This window comes from Kineococcus sp. AC630 (genome assembly GCF_979255925.1).
The window spans coordinates 205,706-223,468 of record NZ_CEEDMJ010000006.1; the positions used below are offsets into that span (position 1 = coordinate 205,706).

At 73.1% G+C, this 17,763-nt stretch carries 18 protein-coding genes; 5 read left to right on the forward strand and 13 right to left on the reverse strand.

The genetic code is table 11. The features are described from left to right. Positions 1 to 43: 43 nt before the first annotated feature. Positions 44 to 1,075: a 6-phosphofructokinase gene (locus tag AC0I8G_RS08850; RefSeq protein ID WP_471729571.1), complete on the forward strand. Its 1,032-nt coding sequence runs from the start codon at positions 44 to 46 to the stop codon at positions 1,073 to 1,075. 55 nt (positions 1,076 to 1,130) lie between these two features. Beyond that, positions 1,131 to 2,525, forward strand: coding sequence for a class II 3-deoxy-7-phosphoheptulonate synthase (locus tag AC0I8G_RS08855; protein WP_471729572.1), 1,395 nt, complete (start codon positions 1,131 to 1,133; stop codon positions 2,523 to 2,525). Between the two features lie 54 nt (positions 2,526 to 2,579). Here the strand turns inward: AC0I8G_RS08855 and pknB are convergent, their stop codons facing one another. Together pknB and AC0I8G_RS08865 are read right to left on the reverse strand one after the other, a co-directional pair. Then, on the reverse strand, positions 2,580 to 4,460 hold the full coding sequence (gene pknB, locus AC0I8G_RS08860) for a Stk1 family PASTA domain-containing Ser/Thr kinase (RefSeq protein WP_471729573.1): 1,881 nt from the start codon (positions 4,458 to 4,460) through the stop codon (positions 2,580 to 2,582). Between the two features lie 32 nt (positions 4,461 to 4,492). Next, positions 4,493 to 5,638: a LysM peptidoglycan-binding domain-containing protein gene (locus AC0I8G_RS08865; protein WP_471729574.1), complete on the reverse strand. Its 1,146-nt coding sequence runs from the start codon at positions 5,636 to 5,638 to the stop codon at positions 4,493 to 4,495. 175 nt (positions 5,639 to 5,813) lie between these two features. On the opposite strand from AC0I8G_RS08865, the gene AC0I8G_RS08870 reads away from it, so the two are divergent. Continuing rightward, positions 5,814 to 6,209: an Rv2175c family DNA-binding protein gene (locus AC0I8G_RS08870; protein ID WP_471729575.1), complete on the forward strand. Its 396-nt coding sequence runs from the start codon at positions 5,814 to 5,816 to the stop codon at positions 6,207 to 6,209. A 51-nt stretch (positions 6,210 to 6,260) separates the two neighbouring features. On the opposite strand, the gene AC0I8G_RS08875 is transcribed toward AC0I8G_RS08870, so the two are convergent. The 3 genes from AC0I8G_RS08875 to AC0I8G_RS08885 are packed head-to-tail and all read right to left on the reverse strand — an operon-like array spanning position 6,261 to position 9,876. Then, the gene (locus AC0I8G_RS08875) at positions 6,261 to 7,226 is read right to left on the reverse strand and encodes a phytoene/squalene synthase family protein (RefSeq protein ID WP_471729576.1); all 966 of its coding nucleotides are present in this window, start codon (positions 7,224 to 7,226) and stop codon (positions 6,261 to 6,263) included. Further along, positions 7,223 to 8,782, reverse strand: coding sequence for a phytoene desaturase family protein (gene crtI, locus AC0I8G_RS08880; protein WP_471729577.1), 1,560 nt, complete (start codon positions 8,780 to 8,782; stop codon positions 7,223 to 7,225). Before crtI ends, AC0I8G_RS08875 begins: the two co-directional genes overlap by 4 nt. Next, a complete protein-coding gene (locus AC0I8G_RS08885) occupies positions 8,779 to 9,876 on the reverse strand; it encodes a polyprenyl synthetase family protein (protein WP_471729578.1) in 1,098 nt (365 codons plus the stop codon). Before AC0I8G_RS08885 ends, crtI begins: the two co-directional genes overlap by 4 nt. Before the next feature lie 101 nt (positions 9,877 to 9,977). Between AC0I8G_RS08885 and AC0I8G_RS08890 the strand changes: the two genes are divergently transcribed. Continuing rightward, entirely contained in the window at positions 9,978 to 10,622 is a 645-nt protein-coding gene (locus tag AC0I8G_RS08890; protein WP_471729601.1) for a CDP-alcohol phosphatidyltransferase family protein, read from the forward strand. Here the strand turns inward: AC0I8G_RS08890 and AC0I8G_RS08895 are convergent. From AC0I8G_RS08895 to AC0I8G_RS08925, 7 genes are all read right to left on the reverse strand, one after another. Then, complete coding sequence (locus AC0I8G_RS08895) at positions 10,619 to 12,085, reverse strand: phytoene desaturase family protein (RefSeq protein WP_471729602.1); 1,467 nt, start codon at positions 12,083 to 12,085, stop codon at positions 10,619 to 10,621. The genes AC0I8G_RS08890 and AC0I8G_RS08895 overlap by 4 nt on opposite strands. After that, the gene (locus AC0I8G_RS08900; protein ID WP_471729579.1) at positions 12,082 to 13,185 is read right to left on the reverse strand and encodes a glycosyltransferase; all 1,104 of its coding nucleotides are present in this window, start codon (positions 13,183 to 13,185) and stop codon (positions 12,082 to 12,084) included. The genes AC0I8G_RS08895 and AC0I8G_RS08900 overlap by 4 nt, the downstream gene beginning before the upstream one ends. Beyond that, complete coding sequence (locus AC0I8G_RS08905; RefSeq protein WP_471729580.1) at positions 13,182 to 13,970, reverse strand: carotenoid biosynthesis protein; 789 nt, start codon at positions 13,968 to 13,970, stop codon at positions 13,182 to 13,184. Before AC0I8G_RS08905 ends, AC0I8G_RS08900 begins: the two co-directional genes overlap by 4 nt. A gap of 44 nt (positions 13,971 to 14,014) precedes the next feature. Beyond that, positions 14,015 to 14,710, reverse strand: coding sequence for a monooxygenase (locus tag AC0I8G_RS08910; RefSeq protein WP_471729581.1), 696 nt, complete (start codon positions 14,708 to 14,710; stop codon positions 14,015 to 14,017). Between the two features lie 9 nt (positions 14,711 to 14,719). Beyond that, entirely contained in the window at positions 14,720 to 15,541 is an 822-nt protein-coding gene (locus AC0I8G_RS08915) for an alpha/beta fold hydrolase (RefSeq protein WP_471729582.1), read from the reverse strand. After that, positions 15,538 to 16,059 (reverse strand): aminoacyl-tRNA deacylase, encoded by a 522-nt coding sequence (locus AC0I8G_RS08920; protein WP_471729583.1) that lies wholly within the window; start codon positions 16,057 to 16,059, stop codon positions 15,538 to 15,540. The genes AC0I8G_RS08915 and AC0I8G_RS08920 overlap by 4 nt, the downstream gene beginning before the upstream one ends. 66 nt (positions 16,060 to 16,125) lie before the next feature. Further along, positions 16,126 to 16,506 (reverse strand): PKD domain-containing protein, encoded by a 381-nt coding sequence (locus AC0I8G_RS08925; RefSeq protein ID WP_471729584.1) that lies wholly within the window; start codon positions 16,504 to 16,506, stop codon positions 16,126 to 16,128. Between the two features lie 40 nt (positions 16,507 to 16,546). On the opposite strand from AC0I8G_RS08925, the gene AC0I8G_RS08930 reads away from it, so the two are divergent. Continuing rightward, entirely contained in the window at positions 16,547 to 16,768 is a 222-nt protein-coding gene (locus AC0I8G_RS08930) for a hypothetical protein (RefSeq protein WP_471729585.1), read from the forward strand. A 184-nt stretch (positions 16,769 to 16,952) separates the two neighbouring features. On the opposite strand, the gene AC0I8G_RS08935 is transcribed toward AC0I8G_RS08930, so the two are convergent. Next, on the reverse strand, positions 16,953 to 17,567 hold the full coding sequence (locus AC0I8G_RS08935; protein ID WP_471729586.1) for a DUF6318 family protein: 615 nt from the start codon (positions 17,565 to 17,567) through the stop codon (positions 16,953 to 16,955). Between the last annotated feature and the right edge of the window lie 196 nt (positions 17,568 to 17,763).

The following is a 17,763-nucleotide window of genomic DNA, read 5'->3' on the forward strand; positions in this document are numbered from 1 at the left end:
GACAGGCACGTCGGCGAAGGCGCCGGGGACTGGAGAACGCACGATGCGGGTCGGGATCCTCACCGGGGGCGGCGACTGCCCGGGACTGAACGCGGTCATCCGGGCGGCGGTGCTGGCCGGGACCCAACGGCACGGGATGGAGTTCGTCGGGTTCCTCGACGGCTGGCGCGGGGTCCTCGAGGGGGACACCGTCCCCCTCGACGAGGACACCGTCAGACCGCTGCTGACCCTCGGCGGCACGATCCTCGGCTCCTCGCGGACGAATCCGCTGGCCGACGGCGTCGACGACGGCGTCGCCCGGGTCCGCAAGCAGTTGACGGAACTCGAGGTGGACGCGTTGCTGGCCATCGGCGGCGAGGACACCCTCGGCGTCGCGACGGCCCTGCACGCCGCGGGCATCCCGGTCGTGGGCGCCCCCAAGACCATCGACGACGACCTGTCGGCCACCGACGCGACGTTCGGTTTCGACACCGCGGTGCAGACCGCCGTCGACGCCTGCGATCGCCTCGCCACCACCGGCGCGAGCCACCACCGGGCGATGATCGTGGAGGTGATGGGCCGCCACGCCGGCTGGATCGCGCTGCACACCGGGATGGCGGCCGGCGCGCACGTCACGATCCTGCCCGAGGAGGACCCCGACCTCGACGCCGTCGCCGACGTCACGCGCTCCGTCCTGGCCCGCGGTCAGGCACCGCTCATCGTCGTCAGCGAGGGCGCGAAGGTCCACGGCGAGGAAGCCGCGAAGAACGCCCCGCGGGACGCCTTCGGACACGCCCAGCTCGGCGGGGCCGGGGACGCCCTGGAGCACGAGCTCCTCGCCCGCATCCCGGGGTTGTCGACGCGGGTCACCGTCCTGGGCCACCTGCTGCGGGGCGGGACCCCGTCGGCGGCCGACCGCATCCTCGCGACGCGGTTCGGGCTGTCGGCGATCGAGGCGCTCGCGAGCGGGAACCTGGGCACGATGGCGTCCCTGCACGGGGTCGAGGTCCACCAGGTGCCGCTGGCCGAGGCCACCGGGGTGTTGCGCACGGTGCCCGACGCGCGACGGGCCGAGACGGCCGGCGTCCGTTGGTGACGCTCGGTCACGAGTGTGGCGACCCTACCCCGCGGGGGGTGCGACACTTGCCCGCGTGAGCACTCCCACGACGACGAACTCCGCGGGTCTGTCCAGCATCACGTGGCCCGACCTGCCCGCCGCCCAGCAGCCGCAGTGGCCGGACGCCGCCGCGCTGGCCGAGGTGCACGCGGAGCTCGCGTCGTATCCGCCCCTGGTCTTCGCGGGGGAGTCCGACCAGCTGCGCGGGCAGCTGGCCAAGGCCGCCCGGGGCGAGGCGTTCCTGCTGCAGGGCGGGGACTGCGCCGAGACGTTCGCGGGCGCCACGGCCGACGGCATCCGCCGCCGGCTGAAGACGATGCTGCAGATGTCGGCCGTCCTCACCTACGGGGCCAGCCTGCCGATCATCAAGGTCGGTCGCATGGCGGGGCAGTTCTCCAAGCCGCGTTCCAGCAACGACGAGACCCGCGACGGCGTCACGCTGCCCGCCTACCGCGGCGACGCCGTCAACGACTACGCGTTCACCCCCGAGTCGCGGATCCCCGACCCGCAGCGGCTGCTCCGCGCCTACCACACGTCCTCCGCGACGCTGAACCTCATCCGGGCGTTCACGACCGGTGGGTACGCGGACCTGCGCAAGGTCCACGAGTGGAACCGCGGCTTCGCGGCCACCGCGGCCAACGCCAAGTACGACTCCCTCGCGCACGACATCGACAAGGCCATGAAGTTCATGGCGGCCTGCGGCGCCGACTTCGACGCCCTGCAGACCGTGCAGTTCTGGTCCAGCCACGAGGCGCTGCTGCTCGACTACGAACGTCCGCTGACCCGGACCCTCGACGAGGAACCGCCGCTCAGCGGTCCCGCCGCCGAGGACGTGCGCCAGGGCGGTCCCTACGACGTCGCCGCGCACATGGTCTGGATCGGGGAGCGCACCCGTCAGCTCGACGGTGCGCACGTGGACTTCGCCGCGAAGATCCGCAACCCCATCGGGATCAAGCTGGGGCCGAAGACCTCCGTCGACGACGCGCTCGCGCTCATCGACAAGGTCGACCCCTACCGCGAACCGGGCCGGTTGACGTTCATCACGCGCATGGGCGCCTCGACGATCCGCGAGGCCCTGCCCGCGCTCGTCGAGGGGGTCACGAAGTCCGGCGCCCAGGTCACCTGGGTCTGCGACCCGATGCACGGCAACACGATCACCTCCACCAGCGGGTACAAGACCCGTCGCTTCGACGACGTCGTGGACGAGGTCCGCGGGTTCTTCGAGGTCCACCAGGCCCTGGGCACCGTGCCCGGCGGCCTGCACGTCGAACTCACCGGTGACGACGTCACCGAGTGCCTCGGTGGGGCCATGGAGATCGACGACGCGGCGCTGGCGACCCGCTACGAGTCGCTGTGCGACCCGCGGCTGAACCACCAGCAGTCGCTGGAGCTCGCCTTCCTCGCGGCGGAGATGCTCTCCAAGCGCTGACCGGCTCACGACGAAGGGCCCGCCACCTCCGGGTGGCGGGCCCTTCGTGCGTCTTCAGACGACGGTGAGGGTGATCGTCGACCCCTTGGGGATCGACGTGCCGGCCTCGGGGTCGCTGGAGCGGACGGTGCCGAACACCCCGCCGAGGACGTTGGTGACCTGGACCTGGAACCCGAGTCCCTGGAGCTTGGCGCGGGCCGCGTCGACCTGCGTGCCCTGCACGGCCGGGACGGCCACCAGCGGCGGACCCGAGGAGACGACGAGGTCGACGGCGTCACCGCGGAACAGCGTCCCGTCGGGGGGTGTCTGGGAGATGACCTCACCGGCCGCGACGCTCTCGCTGACCTGCTGGGTGACCTTGCCCACCGACAGCCCCCTGTCGGTGATGGCCTTCTTGGCGGCGTCCTGCGTCTGGTTCACGACCCCGGGCACGCCGATCGGCTCGCGACCCTTCGAGACGACGAGGTCGACCCTGGAGTCGTGGGGGACGACCTGCCCCACGGCCGGGGTGGCGGCCACGATCGAGCCGTCGGGGACCTTCTCGTCGAACTGCTCGCTGACGTTCCCGACCGTGAGGCCGGTACCGGTCAGGAGCTGCTCCGCCTCGCCCCTGGTCTTGCCGACGACCTCGGGGACGGCGAACTGCTGGACGCCCTGGGAGACGACGATCGTCACGGTGCCGTCCTTGCGGACGCGACCGCCCTCCCCGGGGTCGCTGGAGACCACGAGGCCCTGCGCGACGGTGTCGCTGAACCCCGGCTGCTGCTCGACCGCGAGACCCGCGGCCTGCAGGGTGCTGGTGGCCTCCTGCGGTGACTTCCCCGCGACCGACGGGGTCGTGGTGTACGCGCCGGGGCCGGCGGTGAAGTACCAGGCCAGTCCGGCGGCGACGGCGAGCACGAGCAGGACCAGTCCGACCAGCAGGCCGCGGCGGGAACGGTGGCCCTCGGCCGGCGCGGGGCGCTTCGTCGGGGTGGCGGCGACGGCGGCGACCTCGCCGATGCGGGTCGTGCTGCCCGGCGCGGCCGCACCGGCGGGGCGTGGCGGGCGGGCGGCGAGCTGCTCCGGGGTCAGCGAGGACTGCACCGCGCGCAGCTGCTCGAGCATCTCCCCGGCGTCGTCGGGACGTTCGTCGGGGTCCTTGGCCAGGGCGTCGAGGACGAGGGCGTCCAGCGAGGGGGACAGTCCGGGCGCACGGGTCGAGGGCGGCGGGACCTGCTCGTGCACGTGCTTGTAGGCGATCGTGAACGGGCTCTCACCCGTGAACGGCGGAGCGCCCGTGAGCATCTCGTAGAGCATGACGCCGACGCCGTAGACGTCGCTGCGGGCGTCGGTGGTCCGCGACTCCAGCTGCTCGGGGGCCAGGTACTCCGCGGTGCCCATCAGGTCGCCCATGCCGACGGTGGTGCTCTGCCCCCCGGGACTGGCGACGCGGGCGAGACCGAAGTCCGCGACCTTGACCCGGCCGTCGTCGGCGACGAGGACGTTGGCGGTCTTCACGTCGCGGTGCAGGACGCCCTTGCGGTGGGCCTCGGCCAGCGCCTCGAGCACGCTGGCGGTGACCTTCAGCGCCTCACCAGGGGTGAGGGCCCCCGCGTCGAGCACCACGTCGCGCAGGGTCCGGCCGTCGACGAGCTCCATCACCAGGTACGCCGTCTCGACGCCACCCTCGTGGTCGACGCCCTGGTCGAGCACCGCGACGACCCCGGGGTGCCCGATCCGCGCCGCCGACTTCGCCTCGGTGACGAACCGGGCGCGGGCCGCCGGGTCGTGGGCGAGGTCGGCCCGGAGGACCTTCACGGCGACGGCGCGGTCGAGCCGCTCGTCCTCGGCGCGGTAGACGACACCCATCCCACCCCGCCCGATCCGTCCCAGGACGCGGTAGCGCCCGTCGAGGCGTCGCCCGACGAGGGGGTCGGAGAGGGTTGCGTCCACGATCAGCGAGTCTAGGTGGACCGAGCGTCAGGTCAGCTGAAGCGCGCCTGCAGTGTCTGCACGTTGGCCACGTAGCGCCGCGTGTCGTCGTACATCCCGCGCGAGCGCACCGACGCCTGACCCTGGTAGTAGGACGCGATCGCGACGTCCGGCGGGTTGTTGGCGACGAGCGTGCGCAGGATCGCCACCCCGGCCCGCGCGTTGTCGCGCGCGTCGAAGAGGTCGATGGGCCGTCCCAGCAGGTCCGAGGCCCACTCGCCGGAGCTCGGGATGACCTGCATCGCGCCGATGGCGTTGGCGCCGGAGACGACCTTCATGTTGAAGCCGGACTCCTGGTAGCCGATGGCCAGCGCCAGCGACGGGTCCACCCCGAGCTTCACCGCGGTGGAGCGGATGATCTCGCGCATCTCGTCGCGACTCGGCTGGGCGGAGGCCTGCAGGTTCGCGCGGTTGGTCTCGACGGCTTCGCTGACGGTGGCCGCCTGGGTCGGCTGCGGAGCCGGGGCCTGCGTCGCCGTCGTGGGGCGGGCGCCGAGCTGCAGCGCCTGACCCTCGAGGATGAAGCCGGTGTCGTCGAGGCCGTTGAGCGCGACGAGGTCGTCGACGCTCACTCCGGTCGTCTGCGCGATGTGGGACAGGGTGTCCCCGGCGCGGACGGTGTACGTCGTGCTGCCCGTGCGGGTGGTGGGCCCGGCGCCGGCACCCGTACCGCCGGACAGCGTGAGGACCTGCCCGGCGCGGATGAACCCGTCGGCGCTGAGCCCGTTGGCATCACGCAGAGCACCGACGGTGGTGCCCTGCGCCACGGCGATCGCCCCGAGGGTGTCACCGGGGCGGACGGTGTAGCTGCCGCCGGCGGACGCGTCACCGGCGTCGCTGCCGGTCGCCTCGGGCCCGGGGATCCGCAGGCGCTGGCCCTCGACGATGGTGGCGCCGCGGTCGAGGCCGTTGGCCTCCACGATCGCGTCGACGGTGGTGCCGGAGCGGTTCGCGATCGCCCCCACGGTGTCGCCGAGCTGGACGGTGACGGTCTCCTCCGGCGTCGCGGCGTGGGCCGCGGTGGCCGTGGCGGGGACGAGCGCGGTGGGAGCGGCGGCCCCGACGAGGGCGGCGGCCAGCCACCGGCCGCGCCGGGAGTTCTTCTCGGGTGCGTCGCTGGGGTCGTGGTCGTCGGCCATGGCGGGGGTTCCTCGCAGGTCGTCAGGGGTTGGTGGTGCACGAGTTCCGGGTGGGGCTGGTGGGGCGGGGGTGAACCTATCGGACGCTCCCGACACCACCACCCCCACGATGGTGGAGAGCGTGACTTCGTCGGGGGAGGTGGGCGGGCGCGTCGCGAGGCGGCAGACTGGTGGGGTGGTCGCACCGCTGAGAGCAGAGATCGCCCGTGAGACGGGTACCGACGAACTGGACGCCCTCGTCCCCGAGTGGCTGACCGTCCCCGACGTGGCCGAGGTGGCCGGCGTCGACCAGCGCGAGGTCCGGCGCTGGCTGCAGGAACGTGAACTGGTGGCCGTCCGTCGCGGGGAACGTGCCGTCGCGCACGTACCCGCCGGGTTCGTCACCCCCGAGGGGCCGCTGAACCACCTGAAGGGCACGTTGTCGGTGCTCGCCGACTCCGGCTTCACCGACACCGAGTCCATCGCGTGGCTCTACACGCCGGACGACACGCTGCCGGGCACGCCCGTCGATGCGCTGAAGGCGAACCGCAAGACCGAGATCCGCCGCCGCGCGCAGGCCCTCAGCTTCTGAGGACCACGACCGACGACCTCGCTGGTCCCAGCGAGGTCGTCGGCGGGGACCTCAGCGGGCAGCGGTCCGCCAGCGCGACTCCTCGCGGCGCGCCCGCCGGGCCCGGACCAGGCCGGGCAGGGCGACGGCCAGGCGACGGCGTCCGCTGACCCGCACCCGGCGTGCGAGGACGTCGTACCCGGCGCGCTCGACCTCGTCGAGGATCCCGCCGTAGAGCAGGTACGCCGTGCGCAGGCAGTCCCGGCTGGTCGGGTGGACCATGTCCAGCCCGAGCTCCGCCTCCGCGTAGAGCGCCCGGGTCCGCTCGGTCTCGAAGGCGAGCAGGTCGCGGACGGCCTGCGGTGTCGTCCCCGTTCTGCGCGCGGCGAAGAGGTCCTCGCGGGTCAGCCCGAACCGAGCGAGGTCCTCACCGGGCAGGTAGACCCGACCGCGGTCGAGGTCCTCGCCGACGTCGCGGATGAAGTTCGTCAGCTGGAACGCCACGCCCAGGGCGCGGGCCGGCGCGACGGCGGCCGGGGTGAGCGGCTCCAGGATCGGCAGCATCTGCAGACCGATGACCGCCGCGGACCCGTAGACGTAGCGGTCGAGGTCCGCGTAGGTGGGGTAGCCGGTCTCGGTGATGTCCATCCGCATCGAGTCCAGGAACGCCTCGACCTGCTCCCGCGGGATGTCCCAACGGCGCATCGTCACCGCCATCGCCCGCCCGACCGGGTCGTGCGGGCCGTCCTCGTCCAGCGACTTCAGGAAGTCGTCGGACCACGCGACGAGGGCGTCCGGGTCGGGGTCGGTGAAGGAGTCGACGAACTCGTCGGCGTAGCGGGCGAACCCGTACAGCGCCCACACGTAGGGACGCTTCGCCGCGGGCAGCAGCAACGTCGCCAGGTAGTAGGTCTTCCCGTGGTCGGCGTGCAGGCGCCGGCAGGTCTCGAACGCGGCGCGCAGTTCCGGGTCGTGCAGCGCGGGGTCGGTCGCCGCGGCCGCGTCCAGGGCCGCGGCGCTGCTGCGGGGCAGCTTCACACGCTGCGCCAGGCGCGCGAACGGTACGAGCGGTCCCGGCCCGTCACGCGCTCGGCCGCCAGCCGACCCGAGACGAGCACCATCGGCACCCCGACCCCGGGCTGGGTCCCGGAGCCGGTGAAGACGACGTTCTCGCCCCACATGTTCCCCGGCCGGAACGGCCCGGTCTGACGGAACAGGTGCGAGGACGCGAACGGGGCGCCGTCGGCCATGCCCCGGCGTTCCCAGTCCGCCGGGGTGGCGACGTCCTCGACCTCGAGGGAGTCGCCGAAGCCCTCGTAGCCACGCTGCTCCATGACCTCCAGCACGTGCTCGCGGTAGCGCGGGGCGTGGGTGTCCCAGTCGATCCGGCTCGAGCCCGCCGAGAGCGACGGCGTCGGGAAGAGCACGTAGTAGACGTGCTTGCCGGCCGGGGCCAGCGACGGGTCGGAGACCGTGGGGCGCGAGACGAGGACCGAGGGGTCGCTCATCAGCCGCCCGTCGAGGAGTTCGGCGAACACCTGCTCCCACGCGTCCCCGAAGTGGATCGAGTGGTGGACGGGGTCGGGGTAGTCCTTCGAGGACCCGGCCAGCAGGAGGTAGCAGGAGGGGGAGAAGGTCAGCTTGCGCCGCACCGGGTCCCCGAGGAGCTGCTCCCGGGCGACCGGGAGGTCGGGGTTGAGCACGACGACGTCGGCGGGGAACCGCCGCCCGTCCGCGGTGAGGACCGCCGTGGCCCGTCCGCCGTGGTGCTCCACCCTCGTGACGGTCGTGCCGTAGTGGAACTGCACCCCGTGCTTCTCCGCCGCGGCCGCCATCGCCGTCGGCAGCGCGTGCATGCCGCCCTTGGGGAAGAAGACCCCCGCGACGGAGTCCATGTAGGCGATGACGGCGTAGAGCGCGAGGGCGTCGTAGGGGGACAGCCCCGCGTAGAGGGCCTGGAAGGAGAACATCCGCTGGGTCCGCGGGTCCTTGAGGAACTTCCCGACCTCGGGGGCCATCTTCTTGAAGCCCCCGGCCGCCAGCAGGCGCACGAGGTTCGGCTTGAGCAGGTCCAGCGGGGTGTCGATGTTGGAGTCGATGAAGTCGCGGATCTCGTAGCGGTAGAGGTTCGCGACGTGCTGGACGAACCGCCGGTAGCCGTCGGCCTCCGCTGCGCCGCAGAGCTTCTCGATCTCCACTGCGGTCCGCTCCACGTCCGAGGAGACGTAGAGGCTCGAACCGTCGGCGAAGTTCCCGCGGTAGAGCGGGTCGACGGGCTGCAGGTCCAGCCAGTCGTTCATGTCCTCGCCGAGGGCGTCGAAGCAGTCGGCGATGAGGTCCGGCATGGTGAGGACCGTCGGACCGGTGTCGAAGCGGTACTGCCCGTCCGCCGTGTCCGTCACCACCAGTCCGGCACGACCACCCGGCACGTCCTCCCGTTCGAGGACGGTCACCTTGCGTCCGGCACCGGCCAGGCGCATCGCCGTGGACAGCCCGGCGAGGCCGGCCCCGACCACGACGACGTTCTCGCTGGGGCCGCTCACGTGCCGGGTGCGACCCGGCAACCAGTCGAGGGTGCGGTCGAGGGCGCTCACGAGCGACGGCTCGTGGCGGCGACGACGAGCTCGTGCAGCGCGGCGCGGGCCGGTTCGCTCACGTCGGCGGCGTCCAGCGTCGCGCAGGCCACGTCTACCTGTTCGGAAATGATCTTCTCCACTCCAGTCAGGGCACCGGTGTCCACCAGAACCTGTCGCAAGGTCTGGACGCCCGAGGCGTCCAGGTCGGGGGAGCCCAGGTAGCGCTTGATCTGCGCGGCCTGGGCGGGGTCGGCGGCCTGCACGGCCAGACCGACCAGCACGGTGCGCTTGCCCTCCCGGAGGTCGTCCCCAGCGGGTTTGCCCGTCTCGGTGGGATCACCGAACACGCCCAGGACGTCGTCGCGCAGCTGGAACGCCTCACCCAGCGCCAGCCCGAAGCGCGAGTAGTCGGCCAGCAGGTCGGTCGAGGCCCCGGCCAGCGAGCCCCCCAGCAGCAGCGGGTGCTCGATGGAGTACTTCGCGCTCTTGAACGTCACGACCCGCCGGGCCCGGTCCACGGCGCCGGCGGCACCGCGCTGGTCCGAGGACGCCTGCTCGAGCATGTCGAGGTACTGCCCGCCCATGAGCTGCGTGCGCATCACGTTGAAGATGCGCCGGCCGCGGTCCAGGGCGTCGGGGTCCAGGCGGGCCCGGGAGAAGAGTTCGTCGCTCCACCCCAGGCACAGGTCGCCTGCGAGGACCGCCCCGGCCAGCCCGAACCGCTCGCCGCTGCCGTCCCAGCCCTGCGCCGCGTGCAGCGACGCGAAACGACGGTGCACGGCGGGCTGGCCCCGGCGGGTGTCGGAGTCGTCCATCACGTCGTCGTGGATGAGCGCCGCCGCCTGGAAGAGTTCCAGCGACGCGGCGGCGGTCACGATGCCCTCGTCGGGGAGGTCGCCACCGACGCCGCGGAAACCCCAGTAGCAGAACGCCGGACGCAACCGCTTCCCGCCGGACAGCAACGACGAGATCGCGTCGAGGATCGGCGTGCAGTCGTCACTGACCTCGCTCAGGACCGCGGCCTGGTCCCGCAGGAAGTCGTCGAGGACCTCCGAGACGGCACGTCGCAGATCGCTGGTCACCGTCGGGTGGGCGGAGGAGGCGGGCGGCACAGGTGCACTCTAAGCACCCCCCTGTCGGCAGGCGAACGCGCGTCCGCGCTGGTCACCGGCGGGTCACGGGCGGGTTGGGCTCTACCGTTGGGTCCGTGGCGATGGATCGAGAGGCGTACCTGCGCACCTGGCGCGCACTGCACGGTGGAACGCACGCCAACGCCCTCGTCCGCGGCTGGCTCAGCGCGGCGCACGCCCTCGCCCGCCCGCTCGCCGGAGCCGGCGTCCCCCCGGCGGCGATCACGCTGTCCGGCGGTGCCCTCGCGGTCGTCGCGGCGGCCGTCGCCGTCCTCGGCGGCCGCGGCGGGGTGGCGGCGGTGGTGGCCGGGGCGCTCCTCGCGATCGCCGGGATCTTCGACAACCTCGACGGTGCCGTCGCGGTCATGACGGGCCGGACCAGCCGCCGCGGCGCGCTGCTCGACGCGGCCTGCGACCGGGTCGGCGACGCCGCCTGCGCCGTCGTGCTCTGGGGGTGCGGCGCCCCGGCCTGGTTGGTCCTCACCGCGGGCGGGTTCGCCCAGCTGCAGGAGTACCTGCGCGCGCGGGGTCAGGGCCTCGGCGTCGACGACGTGCGGATCGTCTCCGTCGCCGAACGCCCCGTCCGGCTCGCGATCGCCGCCTCCTGCGCCGCCGCCACCGCCATCGTCGTCTGGCTGGACTGGGCGACGCTCGGCGCCGGGGTGTGGGCCGTCCTCGGCTTCATCGGGCTGGTGCAGGTCGCGACCGCGGTCGGCCGCCGGCTCTAGGCCGGCCCGATGAGGTCGGTGACGATCCGCGCCGAGAGACCCACCAGGGGCAGGCCCCCACCCGGGTGCGAACTGCCCCCGACGAGGAACAACCCCGGGACGGGTGAGCGGTTCGCCGGGCGCAGGAAGGCCGAGCGGGCCCCGTTGCTGGCCGTCCCGTAGATCGCCCCGCCGTCGCTGCCGGTGAGGCGTTCGAGGTCGGCGGGCGTGCGGGCCTCGCTCCAGCGCACCCTGTCCCGGACGTCCAGACCGCGTGACGCCATGGTCTCCAGCACCGTGCGGGTGTGCCGTCGCACGAGGTCGGGCGCGCTCCAGTCGGTGCCGCGCTCCGGGTCGTGCACGGGGGCGTTGACCAGGACGAACCAGGCTTCGGAGTTCTCGTCCGGGCGCAGCGCCGGATCGTCGGGGGCGCTGACGTAGACCGTCGGGTCCGCCACCGGCCGGCCGGCGGCGAGGTCGGCGAACTCCGCGTCGTAGTCGTCGGGGAAGAGGACCGTGTGGTGGCGCAGCCCCGGGGTCCGCCCGTCCAGGGCCAGCAGCAGCACGAACCCCGACGTCGAGCGGCGCGAGCGGCGGGGCGCCAGCCGCGGTCGGGGCAGCAGCGTGCGGTACAGCTGCGCGGCGTCCACCGCCGAGACGACGACGTCGGCGCGCACCTCGGTGCCGTCGGCGAGGCGGACCCCGCTCGCACGGACCCCCTCGTTCAGCACGGCGGCGACCGGGGTCCCGGTGTGGATCCGCACCCCCAGCTCACCCGCCCGGTCCGCGACGGCGCGCGCCAGCCCGTGCAACCCGCCGCGGACGTACCAGGCGCCGAAGGCCTGCTCGACGAACGGCACCGTCGCCAGCGCGGCGGGCGCCTTCGCGGGGTGGGACCCGGAGTAGGTGGCGTAGCGGTCCAGCAGGACCCGCAGCCGCGGGTCGCTCAGGTAGTGCCGTCCCAACCCCCGCAGACTCGCCCACGGGGCCACCGTGGTGACGTCGGAGCGTCTGCGGGCCAACCGGACCAGCGTCCGCGAACCCTCCAGGGGGGACTCGAGGAACGGTTCGCGGGCCACGTCCCAGATCGCCGCGGCGCGGCGGTGGAACGCCGTCCACTGCGCTCCCGTCCCCGCCCCGAGGGCCTCGTCCAGGGCCCGGGCGACGACCGGCAGCCCGCCCCCCGGCAGGTCGAGCTCCGTGCCGTCGGCGAAGCGGTAGTGCGCGATCGGGTCGAGCGGGACGACGTCCAGCACCGACTCGATCGGGTCACCCGTCTTGAGGAACAGGTCGCGCTGCACCGCGGGCAGCGTCAGCAGCGACGGGCCGGTGTCGAAGGAGAACCCGTCCCGGCTGAACCAGCCGAGCTTCCCGCCGACCTCCTCGGCCTGCTCGAAGAGCTCCACGCGGTGCCCGAGGGCGGCCAGTCGCGCCGCGACCGACAACCCCCCGAGGCCCGCCCCGATGACGACGACGGTGCTCAGAGCGTCCGCCCCTTCCAAGTCAGTTCGCCCCGGCCGTGGCGGCGCCAGGAGTCGGCCAGCAGCCCGAGGAAGACGGCGATGGAGGCCGGGTGCGCGAACGCGTCCGGGACGGAACGGCCACCGGTGCGCTCCGCCGCCGCGTAGCGGCCCACGACGCCGGCGAGGTAGCCGAGCGCCCCCGCCTTCGACCCCGTCAGGGCCGCGACCGGCGGCACGAGGTAGGCCAGGGCCAGGGCCGCACCCACGGCACCCGCCGCGGGGGCCGACCCGAACGCCGACCACAACGACTTCGCGTACCCCTCGCGCAGTTCGTCCCAGCCGCCGTACATCCGGCACGTCGCCAGCGCCGTGCCGTCGGCGACCCCACCGCGCCCACCGTGCGCCTTCACCGACCGCAGCAGCGCCAGGTCGTCGAGGACCTCGGCCCGCACCGCCGCGTGCCCGCCCGCGTCGCGGTAGGCGGCGGTGTCGACGAGGAGGAACTGACCGTTCGCGGCGGCGAGGCTCGCCCGCGGCGAGACCTCCGCCCGCCGCAGCGGCAACGTCGTCAGCCAGGACCACTGCAACAACGGCTGCACGAGCCGCTCGCTCCACGTGTCGGCGAGCTGGCGGGGGTAGGGACTGACCAGGTCCAGGCCGGTGCTGCGCAGCAGGTCGACCCCCGCCGCCACGGCGTGCGGAGCGAGCACCACGTCCGCGTCCACGAAGACCAGGACCTCACCCCCGGCGGCCTGGGCCAGCAGGTGGCAGGCGTGGGTCTTCCCCAGCCACCCCGGCTCCGGGCCGTCGCTGCGCAGCAACCGGACCCGTGGGTCGGCGGCGGCGATCGCCGCGACGATGTCGGCCGTGCGGTCGGTCGAGGCGTCGTCCAGGACGAGCACCTCGTAGTCGGGGACGCTGAGCTGGTCCAGCAGCGAGGTCAGGCAGGCCTCGACGCGGTCCTCCTCGTCACGCACCGGCACCAGCACGCTGATCCGTCCCGGGACCGGCGGTGGATCGAGCGGAGGGAGTCGCAACGCGTGGGCGTTCACCAGCGAGTGGGCGGTCAGCGCCACGGCGCTCGCCGTCCCGGCCCAGGTGAGGGTGCGCCACCAGTTCACCGCCGACCCCCGAGCACGACGCGGAGGTAGGGGAGGACGGTGAGCCCCATCGCGACCCCGCCGTAGGCGGCGACGACGGGACGCCGGAAGAACACCGCGTTGCCCAGCGTCGAGCCCAGCCAGGTCCAGCCGAGCAGGGTCGCGGGGACGGTCTGCGGGTCCTCGTCCTCCGCCGGCAGGGCCCGGTGCAGTGCCGCGCAGATCACGAGGGCCGTCAGCAACCAGCCCGCGTAGTTGCCCAGGGGGATGCCCGGTACCCCCGGCAGGTGCGGGTGGGGGTCGGCGAAGACCCAGTGGCCCGCGGCGGTCATCTGCGGGTCGAGGAAGAGGTCCCAGCTGGCCAGCGTCCACGCGGCCGTGACGACGACCACGACGTCACGTCGTCCGCGCGACCACTCCCGGGGCAGCTCCCGGGCCAGGCGCCGTCCGAGCCGGACCGCCGGCTGGGCCTGCATCGTCCACGCCAGCGGGACGACCACCGGCACGTCCAGGACCTGCGGACCGAGGGTCCCGGCGTAGCGGTAGCGCCCGAAGGGTTTCCCCGTGCGGGTACCCACCGCCTCGGCCAGCAGACCGAGACCGCCCGCGACGGCCAGGGTCGTCACCGTCCCGCGCGCACCGCCCCGGCGGGCCGCGTCACCGAGGGCCGCCGCGGAGAAGGCCGCGACCGATCCGATCGTCGTGCGACGCAGGGTCTCGCCCCGCAGCAGCGGGTGGGCGATCTGCGTGAGCACGGCCGCCCCGGTGAGGACCCCGGTCAGGAGCGGCGCGAGTTTGGGAGGCACCCCAGCACTCTAGGAGTCGGCTCCGACACGAGCCCCGGCCGGCCTCAGGGCACCGCTCCGTCCAACGTCCCCCGGACCTCCAGCACCCGGAACCGCGCGAACAGTTCCTCCGCGTACCAGCCTTCCCGCGGGGTGGCGGCCATGACCTCGCGGTGGGCGCTGCGGCGGTGGGCGAACTCCCGCATCGCGTTCGTCGACTCCCACAACGAGAACGTCCCCTGGTACCCCAGCGGCGCCTCACCCACCCCGATCGCGCACCGCAACCCGGGCACGGTGTGCAGGTCGGCGGCGACGGGCGGGACCGCCCGCCAGAACGAGGGCGCCTTCGTCGGTCGCAACCGGGCGCGGGTGATCGAGGCCACCGGCCCGCCGTCGTCCGGCGCCGACCGGGACCCGCCGAAGGGTTCGCGCCCGGACCAGCTCCCGCGGCTGCTCAGCGGAGCCAGGCGGACCTGCAACCGCTCGGTGGCGAAACTCCGCCAGGCGCGGACCGGCCGCGAGTCCTCGTATCGGTCGACGTCGGCCCGGGAGTTCCAGGCGACCAGGACGGCCCAGTGCAGCGGGTCCGCGTCACGGACCGTGAAGGTCGTGCCGTCACCGGTGCCCAGGAGCTTCGCGAACTGCGCTCCCGGTAGCCGCGTCACCTTCCGGCGGTCCACAGCCATCCGCCACAGCGCCCGCGGAACGGTCTGCGCCGCAACCTTCCAGACGTCGAGCGTGACGATCTCAGGGGTGGGCACCCGGTGAGGCTACGCGCTGCGCAGTCGGTCGCGGACGACGGTGGCGCAGTCCGCGGGGCGGTCCCACACCGGGACGTGACCGCAGTCCTCCCACTCCAGCCAGTGCGTCTGCGGTGGCGCGCAGGCCCGCACCACGAACGACGGTGGCAGCACCCGGTCCCGCAGACCGGTCACGACCGTCACCGGGACCAGCACCGCACCGCCCCGGGTGAACGCTCCGCCCGCGATGCCGGCGTCCGCGCCGGCGTACCCGGGTGCGGCGGCGATGGAGCGCACCGCCGCGCGCACGACCTCGGCCGGCAGGCGGCGGGGTGCGGTGCTGGTCGCTCCCAGGGCCAGCGTCCGCCCGATCCTGGTCGTGACGAGTTCGCTCGGGAACCGGCCGGCGAGGCGGGGGAACTGCTGACCGGTCGGCAGCAGCGGCGGCCGTCGGCGGGGAGTGGTCCAGAGCCCCGGGGGAGTGAAGGCGGTGACGCTGGCGACGGTGTCGCGGGCCCCGGGTTCCGCCGCGGCCTCCAGGCAGATCCAGCCGCCGAGGGAGTGCCCGACCAGGTGGACGGTGCGTCCCTGCCGGTTCGCGAGGGTGGCGGTGAGCCGGTGCAGCCGGGCACCCAGCGCCCGGGGGCTCATCTGCGCGCTGTCGATCGACGGACTGACCCCGTGCCCCGGGAGCTCGACGAGCAGAAGGCGGTGGTCGGGGGCGAGGTGGGGGACGAGGGGGTTCCACGTGCTCGCGGCACCACCGAGGCCGTGGACGAGGACGACGACCGGTGCCTCGGGGGCGGTGGACCCGGCGTGGTGGACGGCGAACCCCTCGAGGAGTTCGGTCATCCGATCTCGACGGGGTGCCCGCTGGTGAGGCGGAGGAGCTCGTCGTAGCGGGTGCGGAACACGGCGTGCGGGTGTCCGGCCGGGACCCAGATCGCCGGGTACGGGGCCAGGGCCACGTCCACGAAGGTCGGTAGTTCCGCGGTGAGTCCGATGGGCGACGCCGATCCCAGGACGGATCCGGTGCGGCGCAGCACTTCCGAGTCGTCGTCCCACCGGAGTTCCGGTTCGCTGAGCACGCCGGCGAGGGTGGGCAGGAAGATCGGGTGCGTCGCGGAGGCCACGACCAGCAGGTGCCTGCCGTCCCGGGTCCTCAGCACGGCGGTGGTCGCCACGGCGGCGAGCGGGACCCCGAGGTGTTCCGCGAGCTCGGCCGGGTTCCGCAGGGTCGCCGGTACTTCGAGGACCTCACCCGCGCCGTCCAGGTCGACGAGAGCGGTCGCGGTGGCCTCCACGGCGGGGGGCGTGGCGGTGGTCGGCCCCCCGTTCCCAGGAGTCGCCTGCAGCACCGTCCACCTCATGCACCACCACGGTAGGCCGGTTCGCGCGCCCCGTCGCGCCGAGCGTCCGGGAGACGTTCGTGCAGGTCAGCGCGTGAGGACGGCGGATCCCGTGAGGACGTGGACCGGGGTCGGTGCGGACGTCACCGAGGCGGTGCCGTCGATGGGTCGGTAGGGGAGCCCCGCGATCGTGTACTCGCCGGTGTAGGTGGTGGTGAGGGTGATCTCCCGGTCGCCCGCTGCGGTGTACGTGTGGGTGAGGCTCTGGTGGGGGTAGGGGTTTCCGGGGTCCGCGGTGGGCCCCAAGGTGGAACCGTCGCCGAACGTCCACGTCCAGCTCGTCGGCGTGGCGCGGATGGTGACCGGGTAGCCCAGGACGGTGGTGTCCCGGGTGACCGTCCCCGTGGTGGTGTGCAGGATCAGCGGGACGTTGAGCAGGGCCTCGCCGCCGTCGGGTTGGAGGTTCACCGGGCTCGCGGGCAGCGGAACGCGGCGCAGGTCGGCCTCGGTGACGGTCGGCAGGACGACGGGTGCCGCGGTGGTGGCCCCGGTCGTGCAGGAGTTCCCCTGGTTGATCCAGCGGACGTCGTCACCGGTCCGGGTCCAGGTGGTGACGAGGAACTGCCCGGGCGGGCAGTTCGCGATGGAGGCCCGGCAGGTGTCGGACCCGAAGGAGCCTTCTGGGCCGTTGCGGCCGCAGGCGGGGGTCTTGGAGACCTGGACAGGTTGAGAAGACTTACCGGTAGTTCCTGAGTTTGGTTTTCGATGGTCCCGGCTCGAGCGAGATGCGCCGATCTCAATCCCGTCTCGTTGACCGGATCCGTTGGTCTCCGAAGGAGTACCTGCGAATGCATGTGAGGTGGTAACGCTCAGTGTGAGCACTCCCACCCCGATGGCGAGGAGTCGCATTCGACTCACTGGACTTCCCAGACGATCCAACGATTTTCCACCCAGTTGAGGTCGATCCAGAACTCGCCATCTGTCATCTCAGTGGCAGAGCCGATAATCTGCCCGTTGCGGTCGGTGGTGTTGTAGGCGGGACTGGTTACCGTCACGGTCAAGCCGATCTCTCCGGTATCAGGAGCCCAAGAGTCAACATTGGTGCCAGTGAACTGAATTAGGAATCCCTCTGATGTGTAACCCTTGCTGCGATACTCCTCGATCACATCGGCGTGGTACTTGCATCCACCACAGTTGGGATCGGAGATCGACCGCAGCAGGGTGGGGTCCCCCGTCGCGCGCGAGTAGTTCAGGACCCGCGTGAAGTAGGCCGCGAACGTCCCGGCCCCGTCCACCGTGAACGTCCGGCTCAGGTCGTCCTGCTCCGGGAGTGGGAACTCCGCCGTCGCGACCGAGGTCGGTGCCGCGAGGGCAGTCTCCGTCGGCGTCGGCGTCGCGACGGGGCCGCTCGTCGCGGCGGTCGTGGAACTCGCGACGGGTCCGGCGACGGTCTCGTTCGAACACCCGACGAGCAGACCGGTGACGGCGAGTGCGACGAGGGGTGCGGCGGCGCGGTGGAGCTGGATCACTGCGGCACGGTCGCACGGCCGGGGCTCTCGGAGGCACCGCCGGACGGCGTCTGTGGACAACCTGTCGGCCGTTCGGGTGACTCCTCGCGAGCGCTCACCCTCCGTCCCTGGGGAGGGACTCTCCGCCCTGTGGATTACCCGGTTCACCGTTGACGACCCCTGAGTGCGGTGGTGTAGCTTCGAGTTGCGTTCGAAC